The sequence below is a fragment of the Haloferax sp. SDI50 genome, from assembly GCF_059802635.1.
The window spans coordinates 1,711,331-1,729,329 of record NZ_JBPULL010000001.1; the positions used below are offsets into that span (position 1 = coordinate 1,711,331).

Sequence of the window (17,999 nt, forward strand, 5' to 3'; positions counted from 1 at the left end):
CGCGCCGTTTCCGACGACCGCTCGAAGGCTCTCGTTTCGACTGGAAACCCGGACGACGCGAGCCGATTCACCGGGCGATAAACTGGAGATGAAATGTTGCGAGTTTTCGCTGCCCGGCGGAGCCGGCGGTCCGGTCAGAACCCGTCTTCGAAGACGAACGTGCCGTCTCGCTGGACGACCTCGCCGTCGACCTCGATGACCGAGTCTTCGGACATGTCGACGATCATGTCGACGTGCTCGGCGCTCTCGTTGAGTTCGTTGTCCGCGCCGACCGTCTCGGGGTACGCCGAGCCGACGGCCATGTGGACGGTGTCGCCCATCTTCTCGTCGAACAGCATGTTGTAGGTGAACTGGTCGATGCTGCGGTTCATGCCGATGCCGAGTTCGCCCAGGTAGCGCGCGCCCTCGTCGGTGTCGAACACGCCGTCTAAGACCTCCTCGTTGCCCTCGGCGGAGTAGTTGACCACTTCACCGTCCTCGAAGCGGACGCGGACGCCGGAGACCTCGCGGCCCTGCCGGTACAGCGGCAGGTCGAAGTGGACCTCGCCGTTCACGGAGTCCTTTACGGGCGCGGTGAACACCTCGCCGCCGGGGAGGTTGTGTTCGGCCGTGTCGTTGATGGCGGTGTTGCCGGCGATGCGCATCGTCACGTCGGTCTCGTCGCCCGACTTGATGCGCACTTCGTCGCCGTCGTTGAGGATGTCGACTAACTGCTGTTGGAGTTCGCCCTGCGCCTCCCAGTCGAGGGTGACGGCGTCGTAGACGAAGTTCTCGTAGGCCTCGGTGCTCATGCCCGCGAGTTGGGCGCTCCCCTTCGCGGGGAACTGGGTGAGACACCAGCGCTTCGTGAGCATCTCGCCCTGCACGGGCTTGTAGGCGCGCTTGTACGCTGCGTTCGTCTCCGGCGGCACGTCGCTCTGTTCGGTGGCGTTCGTCTCGCCGCGGACGCGGATGATGACGTCGGTCTCCTCGTAAAGCGCCAGCATGTGTTCGGGCGTCTCGTAGTCGTCGTCGCCGGCGCGGAGGAACGCGCGGGTGAATCGCGGGTTCGCGTCCATCGCGACGACGTTCGCACCCCGGTCGCCGAGCAGTTCGTGGACGGCCGTGACGAGGTCCTCGGCCACCGAGGGCGCGGAGACGACGACGTTGTCGCCGGCCTCGACGCTCGTGGAGTGGTCGACGATGGTTTGTGCGTGCTCGCGGATGCGCGGGTCCATACCGCGTCGTGTGTGTCCCCGGGGCAAACACCTTTCGAAGCGCAAATATTGCGCCCCCGGCCGAGAACGCCCCGCGGACCACCGATTATTTCTCCGTCGGCGCGGTCTCTCCGCGCATGATTGACCTCCGAAGCGACACCGTCACGCTCCCGTCAGACGAGATGCGCGAGGCCGCTCGCGACGCCGCCGTCGGTGACGACGTGTACGGCGACGACCCGACCGTGAACGAACTCGAAGCGCGCGCCGCCGAACTCGTCGGCAAGGAGGCCGCGCTGTTCGTGCCGTCGGGGACGATGGGCAACCAAATCGCCGCCCGCGTCCACGCCGACCCCGGGCAAGAGGCGCTCGTGGACGAGAAGGCGCACGTCTACAAGTGGGAGGTCGGCGGCTTCGCCCAACTGTCGGGCTTGCAGGTCCGCGCCTACGACGCCGGCGAGCGCGCCGCGCCGACGCCCGAACAGGTCCGCGACCACGCCCGCGAGGAGTCGCTTCACGTCGCCGGCACGGGCGTGTTGTGTCTCGAAAACACCCACAACGCCCGCGGCGGCGTCGCGGTTCCGAAAGCCGATATCGACGCCGCGGCCGACGCCGCCCGCGACCTCGGGATTCCGGTCCACCTCGACGGCGCGCGCCTGTTCAACGCTTGCGTCGCCCTCGACGAGGACCCGACGGCGATGGTCGAGCGCGTCGACACGGTGATGTTCTGTCTCTCGAAGGGGCTCGGCGCGCCAGTCGGTTCGATGCTCGCCGGTCCCGAGTCGTTCATCGAGGAGGCCGTCCGCGTCAGAAAGCAGTTCGGCGGCGGCATGCGACAGGCCGGTCTCATCGCCGCGCCGGGGCTCGTCGCGCTCGACAACGTCGACCGCCTCGCCGACGACCACGAGAACGCGACGCTCCTCGCCGAGGGTCTCGACGCCGTTTCCGGTCTGTCGGTGCCGACGCCCGACACGAACATCGTCGTCGTCGACTCCGAGGGTGCCGGACTGACGGCCGAGGAGTTTGTGAATCTGTGCGACGACGCGGGCGTCCTCGGCGGAACCTTCGGCCAGTACCACACCCGCTTTACGACGAATCTGAACGTCTCGCGTGCGGACGTGGAGCGCGCGGTCGACCTCGTCGCCGACGCGGTCGAATCGCGGTAGGTCGGGGGAAGCCGCCGTGAGTCGCGGTCGGCCGGTGGCGGCCCACTCGGTTCGTTCGGATTACAACTCGGGTTCGATGTAGACGAAGTGGACCCGGTCGTCGGCCGCCTTGAGTTCGTCCTCGATTTCGGTGATGTGGTCGTCCAGTTCCTCGGTGTCGAGTTCGGGGTCGAAGCTCACGTCGAGGGCGACGAGCAGTTTCTCGGGACCGACGTAGGACGCGCGGAAGTGGTCGACGTGGACGACCCGCGGGTCGTTTTTGACGATGTCGCGGAGCGCCTGTTCTTCGTCCATGGGGACGCTCTCACCGATGAGCAGGCGTTTGTTCTCCCACGCGAGCGCGATGGCGAAGCCCATGAGCAGTATCCCGATGAGGAGCGCCGCGCCGGCGTCGAACAGCTCGTTGCCCGTGAGCTCGGTGAGGCCGATACCGACGAGCGCGAGCACCGCGCCGACGAGGGCGACGGTGTCCTCCGTGAACGCCGTGAGCGTCGTCACGTCGCTCGTCTCCCGGAAGGCCTCGACGAGGCCGCTCCACTCGTATTCTTCTATCTGCCGGCGGAGTTCGGCGTTCGCCTTCAGGAAGGCGTAGCTCTCGAAGGCAATCGCCCCGAGGAGGATGGCGACGTTGACCAACACGGGCTCGATTTCGAAGCCGAGCAGGACGAGCGCCTCGCCGCCCCCGCCGTGGCCGGGATGCATCAGGGCGTCGTAGCCGTGTTTGGCCGACTCCCAGCCGGCGATACCGAACAACATCACGGAGACGAGAAAGGAGTAGAAAAACTGCGACTTCCCGTGGCCGAAGGGGTGCGACTGCGTCTCGCCGCGCTTGCTGTCGCGGATGCCGATGAGGAGAAACACCTGGTTGCCGGTGTCGGAGATGGAGTGATACGTTTCGGAGAGCATGGAGGGACTCCCGGTCGCGAGGAAGCCGAGGAACTTGAGAATCGCAATCGCCCCGTTCGCGAAGAGCGCGGCGACGACGACGGACGTACTGCCTGCCATGTCGTGGGCCACTCCCCCCGCCCGGATAGAGCTACCGACGGCGAATCGAGAGACGGACCATCCTCGACGGGCCGCCGGGCGGACCGACGCCGCAGTCGGTAGGTTTCAATCCCTCCGGGCCCTAGCCCCGCGCATGCTCGTCGTCGTCTCCGACACCCACAGCACGGACGGTCATCGCCTGACCGACAGAACCCTCGACGCGGTCCGCGAGGCCGACCTCGTCGTCCACGCGGGCGACTTCATGCGCGAGTCCGTCCTCGACGCGTTCGTCGACGAGGCCGACAGCTTCCTCGCGGTGTACGGCAACAACGACGGCTCCGAGATTCGCGACCGGATTCCCGCGGCGCGGAACGTCACCTACGGCGGCGTCGAGTTCGCGGTGACTCACACCCGCCGCGGCGGGAACACCGCGCTGTCGATGTTCGGCCGCGAGCGCGGGGCCGACGCGGTCATCTTCGGACACAGCCACCGGCCGGGCTTTCACGGCACCGGGCCGATTCCGCTCCTCAACCCGGGAAGCCACGCCCAACCGCGGGGCAACCGCAAGGCGCACGCGGAACTGGAGGAACTGCCGGACGGCGGCCTCCGCGGGCGACTCGTCACGGTCGACGGCGAGACGTTCGAGACGTTTCGTATCGTCCCCGAGGAATAGGACGAGGTCCGGTGGAGGGCCGGAAGAAGCAGCGGGAACAGACCGGAGCGGGTCTGTTGGGGGGCAGTCCGAGGCCGCGCGAGACGACGGGAAGAGGGGCAGGGGGCACGGATGGCAGCCCCGTCGTCGTTGGGGGCCACGCGCGACCTCGCACTCACTCCTACGGGTGACGGTATCAAATACGCACCGTAAGCTCAAACAGCCGTTTTAGTCACGCAGCACGCCCACCGCGACCCACGCGAGAAGCACGGTCAGCCCGCCGAGGAAGAACAGCGTCCCCGGCGAGAGCGTCCCGATGGTCTCCGCGAGTCCGCCCGACCCGGACGTGACCCGCGCCGCGGTCTCCGTGGCCGTCTGCGCGGCCGTCGTGTCCGGAACCGGCGTCTGCGTCGGCGTCGCGGTCACGGTCTCCGTCGCGGTCTGCGCGGCTTCCGTCACGGTCGGCGTCGACTCGACCGCGGTTCGGGTCGCTTCCGCGGTCTGCGTCGTCGAATCCGCGGTCGTGGTCGCCTCGGCGATGCTAAACCCACCGCCGCCGTCGGTCGTCGTCGCCGTCTCTGTGGCCGCCTGCGTCGGGGTCGATGTCGTCTCGGCCGCCGCGGGAGTGGCGTTAGCCGAATCGGCTGTCCGGGTCGCGTTGAGGTCGGCTCCCGAGCCGCCGCTCTGGCCGGCACCGGAGTCGCCCGCGCCGCCGGCCGAGCCTCCGAGACCGAACGGAAGCACCGACCCGGCACGGGCGAGTCGGTTCACGACGGCCGCGCCGATGCCGAGGACGCCGACGCCGCCGATGAGGCGCGTGAGCGCGCCCTTCAGACCCTTCGTCTCGTCTTCGCGCCCGGCGACGACGACGAGCGCCCGGTCAGCGGGCGTGTAGACGTTCATCTCGCGGCCCTTCTCGGAGTACCTCGTGTCCGCGACTTCGATGAGCCCCGCTTCCGAGAGGTTGCCGAGGTGGTACTGGACGTTCTGGAGGGACGTGTCGATTTCGGCGGCGAGGTCGGAGGGCGTCGCCGGCGACTCGTGGAGCGACGCGAGGACCGTCCGGGCGGTCGACGAGGAGATTGCGCCGAGGAGGTCGTCCGCCTCGTCGCTGTCGAGGCCGATGACCTTGGGGTCTCGGTCGTCCCGGTCGTCGTCCGGGTCGCCCGGGCTGGAGGGGATGAGGTCGGCCATCGAATCGGCGTTACTCACCGCTTCCCATGAGTGTTCGTATTCTTTCACGACCCGTCGCCGAAATTGCTATACCTCGTGCCCGCCGAACCCACCCACATGACCGACCCTTTGGTCGTAGACGGTCTCGTCGACTTTCTCGCGGGGAATCCCGTGTTCGTCGGGTTGCTCGCCGCGTTGTTGCTCTTCGTCTTCTTCGGCTATCTCCTCATCCGTCGGACGCTTCTCGGACTGAGCGAGGGGTACGACGAGGCGCGCCACCGCTGATGGACGGGACAACAGCCGACGCCGACGACAGCCTGGGGGGAGCCCCGTGGTAGCCACCGCGACGCTCGCCACGTTCGTCGTCGCCGCGCTCGCCAGCCTGTTCATGGCGTGGGCTATCGGCGCGGGGTCGTCTGGGTCGACGCCCTTTGCGCCCGCGGTCGGAGCCAACGCCATCTCGGTGATGCGCGCGGGCTTCATCGTCGGCCTGCTCGGCTTCGCCGGAGCGTTTCTGCAAGGTGCGAACGTCACCAACGCGGTCGGGACGGAACTCATCGGCGGCGTCACGCTGACTGCGGGGGCGGCGGTCGTCGCGCTCCTCACCGCGGCGGTGCTCGTCGCAATCGGCGTCTTCGCCGGCTACCCCATCGCGACCGCCTTCACCGTCACCGGCGCGGTCGTCGGCGTCGGCCTCGCCATGGGCGGCGACCCCGCGTGGTCGAAGTACCAACAAATCGTCTCGCTGTGGGTGCTCACGCCCTTCGTCGGCGGCGGGGCGTCGTACGCGACCGCCCGACTCCTCCGGGCCGACGGCGTCTCAGAACGGTGGACCGTCCCCGCGCTCGCCGGCCTCGTCGGCCTGCTCGTCGCCAACATGGAGTTCGCGGGCCTCGGCGGCGCGTCGGGGTCGGCCTCGATCGCCCGGGCCGCCGCGGTCGAACTGACCGGTCTCGGCGTCCTCGGCGAGACGGGCTGGTTCGTCGCCGCCTCGCTTCTCGTCGCGCTCGCCGCCGCCGCCGTGGTCGGCCGCTGGGTGACGACCGACAAGACTCGCGGCCAACGGCGCTTCCTGCTCGTTCTCGGCGGTCTCGTCGCCTTCTCTGCCGGCGGTAGTCAGGTCGGCCTCGCCATCGGACCGCTCGTTCCCCTCCTCGACGTGGTCGCGGTCCCGCTCCCGGCGCTCCTCGTCGGCGGCGGACTGGGCCTCCTCGCGGGGTCGTGGACCGGCGCGCCGCGCATGATTAAGGCGCTCGCGCAGGACTACTCCTCGCTCGGCCCCCGGCGCTCCATCGCGGCGATGATTCCCTCGTTCGCCATCGCCCAGACCGCCGTCGCCCTCGGCGTCCCCGTCTCCTTTAACGAGATTATCGTCAGCGCCATCATCGGTTCGGGCTACGCCGCCGGCGGCTCGGGGGTCTCCGGGCGGAAGATGCTCTACACCGTTCTCGCGTGGATTGGCTCGCTCGCCCTCGCGCTCGGACTGGGCTACGGCGTCTTTACGCTCGCGTCGAGCGTACTCGGCGTGTGAACGTCCGTGCGCTCCGCGTCGCGCTTACCACCCTCGTGTCCGCGCTCTGGGCCGCCTTCGGCGTCTACCACGTCGCGATGGCGGTCGTGACCGGCATCTCGCTCCGCGGGTTCGCCTTCGGGACCGTCGGCCTCGGCGCGTTCGCGCTGGCGATTCGCTTCCGCGGACGGGCGCGACGGCTCGGTGACGGCACCGCCGACGCGACCGGACTGGTGTTTCTCGCGTTGGCGTCGCTGGTGCTCGTGGTGCTGTCGGTTGCGCTCCTCGGATAACTCGCGGTCGGAAAACGGGTTCGACCGGGTGTCGGCGGTGGCGACTCCGTCGCGTCGTCAGGTCAGGTCAGGTCAGGTCAGGTCAGGTCAGGTGTCGGGCTCGACTTCCGCTTCCTCGTCGCCGCCGTTTTCCTCGTCGTCGCCGTCGCCGTTGCCGTCGGCGGCTTCGATGCCCGCGTTGGTCCGGATGCGGGCTTTCATGATGCGCGTGTTGTCGACCTGCTCGATGCGGATGACGATGTCGTTGTAGCTGATTTCCTCGCCCTCCTCGACGAGGCGGCCGGCGCGGTTGAAGATGAAGCCGGCGAGCGTCTCGAACTCCTCGCCTTCGGGGAGTTCGATGTCGAGCATCTCGTTCACCTCGTCGATGTTGACCTCGCCGCGGACGAGGTAGGTGTTCTCGTCGACCGACTCGAACGGCTCTTCCTCGTCGCCTTCGAGGATGTCGCCGACGATTTCCTCGACCATGTCTTCGAGGGTGATGAGCCCCTCGGTGGTCCCGAACTCGTCGATGACGACGACCATCTGCATCCGGGTGTCCTGCATCTCGGCCATCAGTTCGTCGACGTTCTTCGACTCGGGGACGTGGAGCGTCGGCGAGACGATGTCGGCGATGCCGACGCCGCGTTCGCCGTAGTACTTCTCGCGGACGAGGTTTCGGATGTTGACGATGCCGATGATGTTGTCGAGGTTCCCGTCGTAGACGGGGACGCGCTCGTGGTCGGCCTGCACGCACGTCTCGATGGCCTCGTCGATGGTCGCGTCCTTCGGGACGGCGGTCATGTCGAGGCGGGGCGTCATGACCTCCTTGGCGATAGTCGAGTTGAAGCGGAAGATGCGGTCGAGCATCTCGCGTTCTTCCTCCTCGATGACGCCCTCGCGCTCGCCCGTCTCGATGAGGTTCTGAATCTCGTCGCGGGTGACGTACGTCGTCTCGATGGCGGTCTGCCCGCCGGTGACGCGGTTGACGAGCCGCGTCAGGTGGTCGAACAGGACGACGAGCGGGAGCAACAGTAGCTCGGCGTACTTCAGGGGGCGTGCGATACGGAGCGACCACGATTCTGTGTTCTCGACGGCGTAGGACTTCGGTGCGCTCTCACCGAACAGGAGGACGAGCGTGGTGATACCGAACGTCGAGATGAGGACCGACTCGCCCGCGCCGAAGTCGAGGACGGCGAGGAGCCCGGTCGCCAGCGACGACATCGCGATGTTGACGATGTTGTTGCCGACGAGGATGGTCACGAGCAGGCGGTGCGGGTCGTCTTTGAGCGACTTGACCCGCTCCGCGCCCGGAATCCCCTCTTCGACCATCGAGTCGACGCGGTGCTTCGCGAGCGAGAACATCGCGATCTCGGACGAGGAGAAGAACGCCGAGAGACCGACGAGAACGATAATCGCAGCCACGCCGAGGACTGTGATCGTCGTGTCGTCCAGCGGAATATTCGAGACCTGTGCGGCCGCGAGTGTCGAGGCTGGAGGTAACTGTATCGGCGGCAAACCCATGTAACTACACTGTCTTGCGCGGGACCGGAATTAAGAGTTGCCCTCGACACTGCCTCGGCCGGCGCGTCGTTCGCTCTCCCCGGTCCGGCCGTCGAACCGATGTTGCGGCGCGGATGCCCGCGAGCGAAGGGCTTAGGCGACGCTCTGCCCAACAGCCGCCCATGTCCGACGAGCAACCGGCGATTACGCTGTACCGACTGCAAGCGTGCCCGTTCTGCGAGCGGGTCGTCCGCACGCTCGACGAACAGGGTCTCGCCTACCAGTCGCGGTTCGTCGAACCGATGCACTCCGACCGGAACGTCGTCAAGCGCGTCTCGGGCAAGCGCTCGGTCCCGGCCATCGTCGACGACAACACCGGCGTCACGATGTCCGAGTCGGCGAACATCGTCGACTACCTCGAACACACCTACGGGGAGGGAGCTTGATGCCGGAGTTCGACGTCGTCTCTCTGCCCGACCACGACGCTCCGTCCGTGGGCGATACCGCCCCGGACTTCACCCGCCCGCTCGTCAACGCGGAGTTCTGGGAGGACGCCGCCCTCTCGGACCTCACCGACGACGGGCCCGTCCTCCTCGTGTTTCACACGATGGCGGGCGCGTTCCCCGCGACGTACGTCTGGAACGAACTCCGCGACCGCGGCGTCCCCGACGAGGTACAGACGGTCGGCGTCTCCATCTCGTCGCCGTACGAGCACAAGTCGTTCCTCGCGGAGCGCGGCGTTGACGCCCGCCTGTTTTCGGACCCCGCGGCCGGCGTCGCCGCCGACTACGACCTCGAACACGACCTCGACGGCATGGCCGGCGTCACCGAACACCGCCCCGCCGTGTTCCTCCTCGACGAGGAGCGGACGGTCCAGTACCGCTGGGTCGCCGCGGAGTGGCCGGATTTCCCGGACTACGAGGGCATCGCCGACGCCCTCGACGACCTGTAAGCCGCTTCCCGACGCTCGCCGCGTCGACCGCATTCGCCCGCGAAATCGCCGTTTCGTCACGCTTTTTCGCCCGTTGCGCGTCGGTTCGTACATGAGCGACGACGTACAGCGTGCCGCCGCCGCCATCCGCCGCGGCGAGGCGGTCGTCTACCCGACCGAGACGGTCTACGGCATGGGCGCGGACGCGACGAACGCCGACGCGGTCGAACGCGTCTTCGACATCAAGGGTCGCGACCGAGACAACCCGCTTTCCGCCGGCTTCCCCGACGTGGACGCCGCGCTGGAGTTCGTCGAGGTCGACGACCGCGAGGAGGCCTTTATGCGCCGGTTCCTTCCCGGCCCGGTGACGGTCGTCGTGGAGCGACGCGACAGTCTGCCGGACGCGCTCGTCGCCGGGAAAGACCGCGTCGGCGTCCGCATCCCCGACCACGAACTCGCGGTCGACCTCTTTCGGGCGGCCGGGACGCCCGTCACCGCGACCAGCGCCAACCGCTCCGGAACCGGGAGCATCACGCATCCCTCGCAGCTCTCCGACGAGATTCGGGACGCGGTCGCCGCCGTCCTCGACGGCGGGACGACACCCGGAACCGAGAGCACCGTCGTCGACCCCGGTCGCGGGGTCGTCCACCGCCGCGGCGCGATGGCCGACGACATCGAGGCGTGGTTAGACGAGCACGACGACGACGGTTCACCGACCGAGTAGCGACGCTAACGACCACGTTTTCACGCCGCAGCGCTCCCGGTAGGCGCACGACTCGCATTTCGCGGAGTCGCGGAGCCGCGACGGGACGAAATCGAGGTCGCGGGCGACGCGGAGCGCCCGCCGATAGGCCGCCTTGTTCCCGGTCGTGAGCCTGACCGTCCGCACGACGCCGACCGCCGGGTACTCGACCAGCGCCCGCGGCACCGGTGCCTCGCGCTCCCACGCGAGCGCCTTCGCCAGCGCCACGGCCCTGACGCGCTGGGGCTCCCAGACGCCGCGCTCGGGCGGCTCGCCCGGCGAGACGAGCGAGGGAACCGGCGGCTGGTCACGCTCGTCGCCGGATTGGCGAACGAGTTTGTGCGCGACGCCACGGCAGTCCTTGCCCGCGAGGAGTTCGTCGCGGGCGACGGGGTCGGTGAGCGCGTCCCAGTCGTCGCGCTCGCGGAGTCGGGCGAGGCGCTCGCGGTACGCCGCGGGCGACACCGAAATCGGCCGCGACGCGAGTTCGTCATCGGTCGCGTCGAGTAGGTTGGGGTAGTCGAAGGCGAGCGCGCGAACCTCGCGGACCGCGGGCGGCGGCGTTCGGTCGTCGTCGCGGCGGGCGTAGTAGAGCTGTCGCGGGCAGTACGCGGCGCGAGCGAGGTCGGAGGCGGCGACGAGAGCGGACACGGGAGGGCTGGCTCCGGCATCGGGTAAGAGGGTTCGCACGATGCGCGGCACGGCGGCATCTGCGTTCGCCGGCGGCATATGGCTCGCCGCCGTGCGTGAATTAATACGGTCGTGTCCCTTGGCTTACTGACATGGCATCGACCGCCGCCGGCTCGTGGCTCCGGATGACGCGGCCCGAACTCGCCGTGTTCGTCTCCGGGGTCACGAGCATGGGTCTGGAGATTCTCGCCGGGCGAATGGTCGCTCCCGAGTTCGGCAGCAGCATCTACACGTGGGGGAGCATTATCGGTGTCTTCCTCGCGGCGCTGAGCCTCGGCTACCACCGCGGCGGACAGCAGGCCGAGCAGGCGTCGACCGGCGCGCTCGCCCGCGTCTTCATCGGCACCGCGGCGTACATCGCGGGCGTCATTCTCCTCGGCGACCTGTTCATCCAGTCGACCGCCGGCCTCCCCGTCCCGAGTCGGTTCGCGTCGCTCCCCGCCATCACGCTCCTGTTCGGGCCGCCGACCTACTTCCTCGGCTTCATCAGCCCCTACGCGGCCGAACTCTCCGGGCGGACCGACGTGGGGTCGGCCTCGGGGCACGTCTACGCCGTCGGCACCGTCGGGAGCATCATCGGCGCGTTCGCCACCACGTACGTTCTCATCCCGTCCCTGAGCGTCACCAACATCGGGCTCGTCTTCGGCCTCGTCTCGGTCGTGACGGCGCTCGCGCTCGCCCGACCCGATATCGGTCGAGAGGAAGCGGTCTGGAGCGTCGGCATCGCCGCCGTCCTCGTCCTCGCGTCCGTGACCGGGGGCGTCGGTCTCGACTCCCGCGGCAGCACCGTCTACCACACCCAGACTGCCTACCAAGAGCTTCGCGTCGCCGACGCGGGCGGGACGCGGACGCTCTACCTCGACGGCCAGCCCCACAGCGCGATGGACCTCGACGACCCGACGCGGCACGTCTTCGACTACACGTCGTACTTTCACGTCCCCTTCCTGTTGTCCGACGATATCGACCGCGTGCTGTTCGTCGGCGGCGGCGGGTTCACCGGCCCGCGCGTGTTCTTGGAAAAGTACCCGAACGTGACCGTCGACGTGGTCGAACTCGACCCCGAGGTCGTCTCCGTCGCCGAGGAGTACTTCCGCGTCGAGGAGTCACCGCGACTCAACGTCCACACGATGGACGGCCGGCAGTATCTCCGGGAGACGAACCGGACGTACGACCTCATCGTCCTCGACGCCTACCAGAAAGACAAGGTCCCGTTCCAGCTGACGACACAGGAGTTCATGCAGCTCACGTCGGACCGCCTCGACGACGACGGCGTCCTGTTCGCCAACGTCATCTCCGCGCCCAGCGGCCCGGCCTCGCAGTTCTACCGCGCGGAGTACAAGACGATACAGTCGGTCTATCCACAGGTGTACAGCTTCCCCACCGCCGGGCGCGTCGTCGTCCAGAACATCGAGGTCGTGGCGACGAAAGACGAAACGCTCGTGACCGCCGAGGAGCTACAACGTCGGAACCGGAACCGGAATATCGGCATCGACCTCGCGGCCGAACTCACCTCTTACCGGAACGACGAACCCACCGACGACGTGCCGCTTCTCACCGACGACCGCGCCCCGGTCGATAGCCTCTTGGACCCGATGGTCGGCCAACGCTACGTCATCCAGCGGACGAACGAGACCGAACAGCGCGCGGCCGACAGGAACGCCACTACCCGGAGCGCGGTCGCGAGGGCGACGTAGGCGATGGTCCACGACAGAATCCACGCCAGAGAGCCGACGCACGACCGCGACCGCTGGACCGAGGGCGTCGTCGAGTCGGCCGTCGAACGCGACGGCCATTGGGTGGTCCGCGCGCGCCCGGCCGGCAGCGACCGACCGGCTGACGAGACGGTCGAACGTGCGGGCGACGGCTCGGTCGAACTGGTCGTCACCTTCGCGGTCCGCGACCTGTTTCTCCGCCGACTCGATGTCGACGCCGGCGAGTCGCCCGTCGACTGTCGATTCTGGTATCGAACCAAGCGGCGGTAACTCTGCGGCCGCACACTCGACCTGACGGCCAGAAAAACGGGTCGGACCGGGTGCGATGCCGGTTAGTTCGTCGCTTCGAGGGCTTTTTGATACATGCGCGGCCCGGCGACGGCGGCCGTTCCGAGCACCATGAGCAGAGCACCGACGCCGAGGCGCTGACCCGCGGCGACCGCGGACGCGACCACGCCGGTCACGACCGCGAGGCCGGCGAGGAACATGACCCCGCCGAGGACATCGAGCGGCTGGATTGACATCTCAGTCGAGACGTTTCCCGCTCGTTGCAAAAGTCTTCCCGCCGCCGTCTCGTGGTTCTCGTTTGGTCATTGAAACACAGCAGTCGCCCATCCCGTGAGTCCCACTATTAGACTTCAATCTCACAGGAGTTCTGTTGAAACTATCTGAGACGGTAGGTGTAATCGCAAGACAGCGGTACACTTCAATCCCACAAGGGTTCTGCTGAAACACTTTCTGGTGTCTCGTTCGTCGCTCTCGCGGCGGCTCTCGAAGCTCAACGAGAAAGGGCTACTCCAGCACCTCGGAAATGGTGTCTACGTCATCACAGCCACCGGCGAAAGCTATCTCGAAGGAGAACTCAGCACTGAAGAACTGAACGGCGAGAATGGTGAAGAGGGCTCTGCGTCCGCGTGACGCAATCTGAGATGCGGAAATCAGGTGACTGGATGACCATCTGTGATGACCGGATTCTCGAGTATCTCCACGAGCATGGCTGGGGTTCGCCGGAGACGATTCATTGGGAGGTTGGTCGTGAGACGACGCTTCACCAGATTCGACAGCGGTGTCGTGTACTGTGTCACGCTGGGTTGGCGTCGCCGTTTATCGACGAGCGGAACGCCGATATGTTTGAGATCACGATTTGGGGTCAGTTGTATCTCGACGGGAAGGTGAACGCGGGGTTGATTCGGCCGGTTCCGAAGCCGAGACCGCCAGATAAGGTGAGGCCAGAGTGTTGGTCTAGTCTGGTGTGAGGTCTAAATCACAAAAAGACAAATAGTATCGTCTGTTCAAAAATCGAATTAATCTGCAGGGTCTGGCGTAGGCGAGGACAAGTATCGGTTCTTGATTAACGTTTTAAATTCCTCATTGATTTCTTCGGGTGTGTGGTTGCACAGTACTGTTTCTATGTGCTGTTGTCGTCTACTGTCCAAAGGCTGACTATTATCATAAGCATCGCCAGATAGATCCTCTAACTCCTTCAGCTGGAGTTGTTCCAACTGGAATTGGGGTGATAAGTTGTTGGCACGGAGAGGTTCTTTGACAATTTGGAAATCAAACTCCGGATAATTATAGGAGATCAACCCAACTGGATCTGGGATATCGGTTGGAATGTCAACATTTTCCGAAACTACAAGAAATGTATATTCAAATGTTCTACTGTAGGTTTCAAGCTGGTCGTCCAATCGACGGAACGAATCACGTGGTGATTTCAGCTCATATGTGTGCGAAGATCCGTTGAATCGGTTCACGTCAGAGCGGTTATTCCCAACCGGAAATTCACAGAATATGGCTTCGTTATTACAATCCGAGCTACAAGTCAGAAATGAGAGGAACTCTGTTCGGAGTACGTCTTCGTCTGGGCGGAATTTATAATTAAATTCACTTGCCGCTGCTTTGGGGTCTTTATCGTCCTTGTATGATTCATTGAAAAATACACATTCGTTTCGGCTTAGTGCTCGAACGAAACCCTCAACGAAGTCTTCGAAATCAAAATACCTCGTACTATTTTTTAGTAGGCACGTCTCTACAGCGATGTGCTTTAGATAATTGAAATCAATTTCTCGAATTAGATCCTCTTTCGTGGCCATACCTATTCTATGTCTCTCTATCTCCTTTCGCGTCTAAATCAGGTCCGATGTCTGTCTCCATCCTGTCCAGAGTGTCGTCCGCAACAGACCACATATAGTGCCCCATCCTAATCCTCTTCCAAGTTGACGGATCAAGGTTCGGGTCATCCAATGCTTCAGCAACAAATGGTGAGGCAGAGGGATTCCAGTCATTGGACTTGTTTAGCTCGTCTAAAGCATCATCATAGTTGGAACCTCCATAGTTTTGAATTTCGTGAATCTCAGGGTCGTATAGACGGATGTACGAGACTGGAGGTGCAAAATTCATCTCTTGTGGGAAGCGCATATTGATGACGTAATCTCCGAAACCAGCTGCACCGAGTTTCTGTGCCGCTATCGGCCCGTAGTTGTGATTAGATTCGGTATACTGGAACGCATTTAACACATAGTACTCTTGTTCGTCGATCTGATTAGCTGCCCACTCGAGATTTTGGTAGGCTCCAGTATCCATGCCACCAACGTCTACTAAATCCAGCAGTATCACATCTTCTGCACGCAATTCGTCAATTATCTCTAAGACATCTTGCTTTTGTCTAGAGTCGAGCGCAACGCCCCGAATATTCAACCGAATAGCTAGTCGATCATATTCTGATTGGAGCGAAAGGTACCGACTCCGATGGTTGCCGTAGTCCATAGGACGTTGTGCCGATCCCGAGACGACTGGAATGTCATTAGTATCCTCAATCGCCTCTCGATAGATCTTCTCGATATCACCGAAGTCATTGAGTAGTTCTTGAACGCTGCTAGCGTGCTTGTTATCTGAGTCTCTCAAGTGGTACGGGTATTCAATGAACCGTTCACTACTGAATTGACGGTAAGAGTCGAGTTCGTCAATGTCGTCTTTTTCAATTAGTTCAATTAGAGGTGTTATCTTGTCGGCGTAGTCAAGTCGGACGTTGTCTGCGTGGTCTTTGAACTCCTCGAGTACTCTCTTTTCATTGTACCCATGTCGGACCACGGGTACGTATCCATATTCACTCATCGTGATGAAATAGTTATTATAATTACTTAACTATTCTCCAGAACCGCATACCTGTGATAGCCGCGTGTAGGCCTCTCCACATAACATGAGGAATGTTATAAATATAGTTAAAATCTGGATTTTGGGACGTTAGTCTTTCCAAATATAGTTCTTTCTGGCTTAGAATAGGTTATCTTCGTTACTTGATCCAACAATCTCCGCGTGATGAGAATTAACATCTATTCTTGACCATACTAAGGATCTCTCTCCGGAAGTGAGTACATCATAGGGTAAACACGGCTTAGAGACTCTCCTTGTGTTAGTGTTATGTCTGGAATTGAATCATTCCATTCAAAATTCAATTCGTATTCTACTTTTTTGCCGTTTGAATTCGTGAGTATAATCTTCTGTGTGTCCCAGTTGATTTTTTCAAACTCGTCACGTGACATCTTTGCTTCTAAATCTACGACTGGTCCCGAAGGAATTAGCCCATTATTCTCTATTCGAATTGGTTTTGACTTCCAGAAGCTATCTCCTTCTTCAAAAGACTCTGGAGAATGCCTTTCAGCAAATTCAATACTTGTGTCGGATCTATTGGGTGGAGACCACTCCCAATCAACATGACATAGAAAAAATTCGGAAATTTCTCCACGATTGATGTTTATTCTGGTCGGTGATTCATGCTCTTCCCAGTTCCTTGAAATGTTGATGGAATATGATTTGGTCACAGGAACATCTTTCATTTCCATCCCTTCTGGTGAATCTACTGGCTCTGATTGCGTTGTTTCCAACGAACCCTCAAGGGAAATTCTAACCTTGCAATTGCTGGCTAGTGACCGTCCTCGGTTTTTGACCTTGACAAAGTACTGACCGTGGCGCCAAGGATCTTCATAGTGAGTTGCTTCCAGCTTCATTGCCTCTGGTTCGGCAACGAGCTTGGGCCTCGTAATCCATTTCCAGACCCCTTTTGCTCCTAACGTTGCAGCCAGCCCTCCAATTGCAGCTGATAAAACCGTTGGTCCAAAATCCATCTTGTTATACGAATAAAAGCACCTACTTAACAGAAGGGCCTACCTCCATCGACTCTCCAAACTCGTCCGATACCGCATCCCCAACACGGACGTATTGCAACAGTCCTTCACAGTCTGCGGCGGATACGCATCCCGAGCATCCTCGAGGTTTTCGTAGCTCTCAATCAAGTGCGTGAGCGCCGCGTCGATCACATCACTCCGTGGTGGATCGTCCGATGCGTCTCGCGCTACGATCTCGCTCGCTTTGTCAAAGAGCAGCTGCCGTTCATCGGTCAACTTCAGGCTGGTTCGCTTGGTCATTTATGAACCACCGTATGCACCGGGGGTCGATTTGCGTGCATCTCGAGTGAACGAACGCTGATTCTTCTTATACCCTGGGTGACCCATGACCACGACCGCGCCGGCCACCTGGTCGGACCAGCCCAAATCTATGTCTCGTCGACGTCGACGAAGGTGCATACATCGAGGATGCCGTATACATTCACGCCTGACCCCTGGGGGGAGGAATTGAAAAGGGGTCTGCACGGGGTTACGGCCCGTCCGAACGCTTATCCTCCGAGACCGATTCGAGTTCAGTATGGCTAGTGCGACCCGTGATGATAACGGCGAGGAGGGCGTCGAGTTCATCCACGAGGATGACGGCAGTATCACCGCCCGAGACATCGAGACGGGGATCGCATCCTTCGGCGAGACGAAGTCTGAGGCGCTTCGGATGCTCTCGGAGGCACTCTTACTGCACGAAGGAGGTGGCGAACCCGTCACGGACGAAGATCTTGAGGAGTTGGGACTCGATCCCGACGAGTTCGACGATCGAGAGCTTCCGGACTTCATGCAGTAACGTGGCGCGAACGACCTTCTCCGGCCGGGAAGTCGTGAAGGCGTTGACCCGCCATGACTTCGAACCCGCTGGCCGAACCGGGAGCCACGTTCAGTTGCGGTACGAACATCCCGAGACCGACGAAGTTCGAACGGTAACCGTGCCGATGAAGTCGGATATCCCGACCGGGACGCTCCAATCCATCGCCAAGCAGTCCGGCGCGAAGGACTTCCACTCGTGGTGCGAGTGGGTCGAACAGACGCTGTAACGGTCATCGGTGCGGAATCGATTCCGGGAGCTCTGCGATTCCACCGTCCGTCACGTTCCGAACCACGTACACGCCTTCGTCGAGACGCTGTACGTGCATCTGTTTCCCCTCCGGTGCTGTACCGTCCTCGAGAACCCCATCCATCTCTAACTCATTCTTATCTAGCGCGATCAGCGGCGTCCCATCGTGATTTCGAAGTTTTCTGAACATCGCTACCGCGGTCGGCCACCCGTCTGTACTTAATCCTTCGGACGGGGTGAGA

General features: G+C 63.0%; 24 protein-coding genes. 13 read left to right on the forward strand and 11 right to left on the reverse strand.

Features of this window, described 5'->3' with window-relative positions; all coding sequences use genetic code 11:
* Positions 1-134: 134 nt before the first annotated feature.
* Positions 135-1,217 (reverse strand): aminopeptidase, encoded by a 1,083-nt coding sequence (locus ACSR87_RS08875; RefSeq protein ID WP_498530220.1) that lies wholly within the window; start codon positions 1,215-1,217, stop codon positions 135-137.
* Positions 1,218-1,333: 116 nt separating this feature from the next.
* On the opposite strand from ACSR87_RS08875, the gene ACSR87_RS08880 reads away from it, so the two are divergent.
* Positions 1,334-2,359, forward strand: a complete 1,026-nt coding sequence (locus ACSR87_RS08880) for a threonine aldolase family protein (protein ID WP_498530221.1) — start codon at positions 1,334-1,336, stop codon at positions 2,357-2,359.
* A gap of 60 nt (positions 2,360-2,419) precedes the next feature.
* Here the strand turns inward: ACSR87_RS08880 and ACSR87_RS08885 are convergent, their stop codons facing one another.
* On the reverse strand, positions 2,420-3,364 hold the full coding sequence (locus ACSR87_RS08885) for a cation diffusion facilitator family transporter (protein ID WP_498530222.1): 945 nt from the start codon (positions 3,362-3,364) through the stop codon (positions 2,420-2,422).
* 133 nt (positions 3,365-3,497) lie between these two features.
* Here ACSR87_RS08885 and ACSR87_RS08890 point away from each other — a divergent pair, with 133 nt between their 5' ends.
* Positions 3,498-4,016, forward strand: a complete 519-nt coding sequence (locus tag ACSR87_RS08890) for a metallophosphoesterase (RefSeq protein WP_498530223.1) — start codon at positions 3,498-3,500, stop codon at positions 4,014-4,016.
* A 207-nt stretch (positions 4,017-4,223) separates the two neighbouring features.
* Here the strand turns inward: ACSR87_RS08890 and ACSR87_RS08895 are convergent, their stop codons facing one another.
* Positions 4,224-5,189: an ArsR/SmtB family transcription factor gene (locus ACSR87_RS08895; protein WP_498530224.1), complete on the reverse strand. Its 966-nt coding sequence runs from the start codon at positions 5,187-5,189 to the stop codon at positions 4,224-4,226.
* A gap of 96 nt (positions 5,190-5,285) precedes the next feature.
* Between ACSR87_RS08895 and ACSR87_RS08900 the strand changes: the two genes are divergently transcribed.
* The 3 genes from ACSR87_RS08900 to ACSR87_RS08910 are packed head-to-tail and all read left to right on the forward strand — an operon-like array spanning position 5,286 to position 6,971.
* Positions 5,286-5,453: a DUF7859 family protein gene (locus ACSR87_RS08900; RefSeq protein ID WP_008576886.1), complete on the forward strand. Its 168-nt coding sequence runs from the start codon at positions 5,286-5,288 to the stop codon at positions 5,451-5,453.
* A gap of 46 nt (positions 5,454-5,499) precedes the next feature.
* Positions 5,500-6,699, forward strand: coding sequence for an inorganic phosphate transporter (locus tag ACSR87_RS08905; RefSeq protein ID WP_498530225.1), 1,200 nt, complete (start codon positions 5,500-5,502; stop codon positions 6,697-6,699).
* Positions 6,696-6,971: a hypothetical protein gene (locus ACSR87_RS08910; RefSeq protein ID WP_498530226.1), complete on the forward strand. Its 276-nt coding sequence runs from the start codon at positions 6,696-6,698 to the stop codon at positions 6,969-6,971. The genes ACSR87_RS08905 and ACSR87_RS08910 overlap by 4 nt, the downstream gene beginning before the upstream one ends.
* Positions 6,972-7,058: 87 nt before the next feature.
* On the opposite strand, the gene ACSR87_RS08915 is transcribed toward ACSR87_RS08910, so the two are convergent.
* Positions 7,059-8,474: a hemolysin family protein gene (locus ACSR87_RS08915; RefSeq protein ID WP_498530227.1), complete on the reverse strand. Its 1,416-nt coding sequence runs from the start codon at positions 8,472-8,474 to the stop codon at positions 7,059-7,061.
* A 161-nt stretch (positions 8,475-8,635) separates the two neighbouring features.
* Here ACSR87_RS08915 and ACSR87_RS08920 point away from each other — a divergent pair, with 161 nt between their 5' ends.
* From ACSR87_RS08920 to ACSR87_RS08930, 3 genes are all read left to right on the forward strand, one after another.
* Positions 8,636-8,899, forward strand: coding sequence for a glutaredoxin family protein (locus ACSR87_RS08920; protein WP_498530228.1), 264 nt, complete (start codon positions 8,636-8,638; stop codon positions 8,897-8,899).
* Positions 8,899-9,405: a redoxin domain-containing protein gene (locus ACSR87_RS08925; RefSeq protein WP_004045368.1), complete on the forward strand. Its 507-nt coding sequence runs from the start codon at positions 8,899-8,901 to the stop codon at positions 9,403-9,405. The genes ACSR87_RS08920 and ACSR87_RS08925 overlap by 1 nt, the downstream gene beginning before the upstream one ends.
* Positions 9,406-9,496: 91 nt before the next feature.
* The gene (locus ACSR87_RS08930; RefSeq protein ID WP_498530229.1) at positions 9,497-10,108 is read left to right on the forward strand and encodes an L-threonylcarbamoyladenylate synthase; all 612 of its coding nucleotides are present in this window, start codon (positions 9,497-9,499) and stop codon (positions 10,106-10,108) included.
* On the opposite strand, the gene ACSR87_RS08935 is transcribed toward ACSR87_RS08930, so the two are convergent.
* Positions 10,094-10,777, reverse strand: coding sequence for a CRISPR-associated protein Cas4 (locus tag ACSR87_RS08935; protein WP_498530230.1), 684 nt, complete (start codon positions 10,775-10,777; stop codon positions 10,094-10,096). The genes ACSR87_RS08930 and ACSR87_RS08935 overlap by 15 nt on opposite strands.
* Positions 10,778-10,908: 131 nt before the next feature.
* Between ACSR87_RS08935 and ACSR87_RS08940 the strand changes: the two genes are divergently transcribed.
* Together ACSR87_RS08940 and ACSR87_RS08945 are read left to right on the forward strand one after the other, a co-directional pair.
* Positions 10,909-12,510 carry a spermidine synthase gene (locus tag ACSR87_RS08940; RefSeq protein WP_498530231.1) on the forward strand — a complete coding sequence of 534 codons (1,602 nt, stop codon included), beginning with the start codon at positions 10,909-10,911 and terminating at the stop codon, positions 12,508-12,510.
* 3 nt (positions 12,511-12,513) lie between these two features.
* The gene (locus ACSR87_RS08945; RefSeq protein WP_498530232.1) at positions 12,514-12,798 is read left to right on the forward strand and encodes a DUF7861 family protein; all 285 of its coding nucleotides are present in this window, start codon (positions 12,514-12,516) and stop codon (positions 12,796-12,798) included.
* Between the two features lie 62 nt (positions 12,799-12,860).
* On the opposite strand, the gene ACSR87_RS08950 is transcribed toward ACSR87_RS08945, so the two are convergent.
* Positions 12,861-13,052: a hypothetical protein gene (locus ACSR87_RS08950; RefSeq protein WP_004065446.1), complete on the reverse strand. Its 192-nt coding sequence runs from the start codon at positions 13,050-13,052 to the stop codon at positions 12,861-12,863.
* Between the two features lie 217 nt (positions 13,053-13,269).
* On the opposite strand from ACSR87_RS08950, the gene ACSR87_RS08955 reads away from it, so the two are divergent.
* A complete protein-coding gene (locus ACSR87_RS08955; RefSeq protein WP_498530233.1) occupies positions 13,270-13,446 on the forward strand; it encodes a hypothetical protein in 177 nt (58 codons plus the stop codon).
* Positions 13,447-13,832: 386 nt separating this feature from the next.
* Here the strand turns inward: ACSR87_RS08955 and ACSR87_RS08960 are convergent, their stop codons facing one another.
* From ACSR87_RS08960 to ACSR87_RS08975, 4 genes are all read right to left on the reverse strand, one after another.
* Positions 13,833-14,621 (reverse strand): sce7726 family protein, encoded by a 789-nt coding sequence (locus ACSR87_RS08960; protein ID WP_498530234.1) that lies wholly within the window; start codon positions 14,619-14,621, stop codon positions 13,833-13,835.
* A 7-nt stretch (positions 14,622-14,628) separates the two neighbouring features.
* Entirely contained in the window at positions 14,629-15,642 is a 1,014-nt protein-coding gene (locus tag ACSR87_RS08965; protein ID WP_498530235.1) for a hypothetical protein, read from the reverse strand.
* 233 nt (positions 15,643-15,875) lie between these two features.
* On the reverse strand, positions 15,876-16,652 hold the full coding sequence (locus ACSR87_RS08970) for a hypothetical protein (RefSeq protein ID WP_498530236.1): 777 nt from the start codon (positions 16,650-16,652) through the stop codon (positions 15,876-15,878).
* Positions 16,653-16,691: 39 nt separating this feature from the next.
* Positions 16,692-16,952: a DUF7386 family protein gene (locus ACSR87_RS08975; protein WP_498530237.1), complete on the reverse strand. Its 261-nt coding sequence runs from the start codon at positions 16,950-16,952 to the stop codon at positions 16,692-16,694.
* A gap of 277 nt (positions 16,953-17,229) precedes the next feature.
* Between ACSR87_RS08975 and ACSR87_RS08980 the strand changes: the two genes are divergently transcribed.
* Both ACSR87_RS08980 and ACSR87_RS08985 read left to right on the forward strand, forming a co-directional pair.
* Positions 17,230-17,490, forward strand: a complete 261-nt coding sequence (locus tag ACSR87_RS08980; protein ID WP_008576934.1) for a type II toxin-antitoxin system HicB family antitoxin — start codon at positions 17,230-17,232, stop codon at positions 17,488-17,490.
* A gap of 1 nt (position 17,491) precedes the next feature.
* Positions 17,492-17,737, forward strand: a complete 246-nt coding sequence (locus ACSR87_RS08985; RefSeq protein WP_498530238.1) for a type II toxin-antitoxin system HicA family toxin — start codon at positions 17,492-17,494, stop codon at positions 17,735-17,737.
* A 3-nt stretch (positions 17,738-17,740) separates the two neighbouring features.
* Here the strand turns inward: ACSR87_RS08985 and ACSR87_RS08990 are convergent, their stop codons facing one another.
* Positions 17,741-17,947 carry a DUF8053 family protein gene (locus ACSR87_RS08990; RefSeq protein ID WP_282349170.1) on the reverse strand — a complete coding sequence of 69 codons (207 nt, stop codon included), beginning with the start codon at positions 17,945-17,947 and terminating at the stop codon, positions 17,741-17,743.
* Positions 17,948-17,999 lie beyond the last annotated feature (52 nt).

Coding starts and splice junctions, on each gene's coding strand:
- ACSR87_RS08885 (WP_498530222.1), bottom strand. CDS start 3,364: ATGGCAGGCAGTACGTCCGTCGTCGTCGCCGCGCTCTTCGCGAACGGG.
- ACSR87_RS08925 (WP_004045368.1), top strand. CDS start 8,899: ATGCCGGAGTTCGACGTCGTCTCTCTGCCCGACCACGACGCTCCGTCC.
- ACSR87_RS08950 (WP_004065446.1), bottom strand. CDS start 13,052: ATGTCAATCCAGCCGCTCGATGTCCTCGGCGGGGTCATGTTCCTCGCC.
- ACSR87_RS08900 (WP_008576886.1), top strand. CDS start 5,286: ATGACCGACCCTTTGGTCGTAGACGGTCTCGTCGACTTTCTCGCGGGG.
- ACSR87_RS08980 (WP_008576934.1), top strand. CDS start 17,230: ATGGCTAGTGCGACCCGTGATGATAACGGCGAGGAGGGCGTCGAGTTC.
- ACSR87_RS08890 (WP_498530223.1), top strand. CDS start 3,498: ATGCTCGTCGTCGTCTCCGACACCCACAGCACGGACGGTCATCGCCTG.
- ACSR87_RS08990 (WP_282349170.1), bottom strand. CDS start 17,947: ATGTTCAGAAAACTTCGAAATCACGATGGGACGCCGCTGATCGCGCTA.
- ACSR87_RS08960 (WP_498530234.1), bottom strand. CDS start 14,621: ATGGCCACGAAAGAGGATCTAATTCGAGAAATTGATTTCAATTATCTA.
- ACSR87_RS08970 (WP_498530236.1), bottom strand. CDS start 16,652: ATGGATTTTGGACCAACGGTTTTATCAGCTGCAATTGGAGGGCTGGCT.
- ACSR87_RS08880 (WP_498530221.1), top strand. CDS start 1,334: ATGATTGACCTCCGAAGCGACACCGTCACGCTCCCGTCAGACGAGATG.
- ACSR87_RS08940 (WP_498530231.1), top strand. CDS start 10,909: ATGGCATCGACCGCCGCCGGCTCGTGGCTCCGGATGACGCGGCCCGAA.
- ACSR87_RS08875 (WP_498530220.1), bottom strand. CDS start 1,217: ATGGACCCGCGCATCCGCGAGCACGCACAAACCATCGTCGACCACTCC.
- ACSR87_RS08920 (WP_498530228.1), top strand. CDS start 8,636: ATGTCCGACGAGCAACCGGCGATTACGCTGTACCGACTGCAAGCGTGC.
- ACSR87_RS08895 (WP_498530224.1), bottom strand. CDS start 5,189: ATGGCCGACCTCATCCCCTCCAGCCCGGGCGACCCGGACGACGACCGG.
- ACSR87_RS08965 (WP_498530235.1), bottom strand. CDS start 15,642: ATGAGTGAATATGGATACGTACCCGTGGTCCGACATGGGTACAATGAA.
- ACSR87_RS08930 (WP_498530229.1), top strand. CDS start 9,497: ATGAGCGACGACGTACAGCGTGCCGCCGCCGCCATCCGCCGCGGCGAG.
- ACSR87_RS08975 (WP_498530237.1), bottom strand. CDS start 16,952: ATGACCAAGCGAACCAGCCTGAAGTTGACCGATGAACGGCAGCTGCTC.
- ACSR87_RS08915 (WP_498530227.1), bottom strand. CDS start 8,474: ATGGGTTTGCCGCCGATACAGTTACCTCCAGCCTCGACACTCGCGGCC.
- ACSR87_RS08945 (WP_498530232.1), top strand. CDS start 12,514: ATGGTCCACGACAGAATCCACGCCAGAGAGCCGACGCACGACCGCGAC.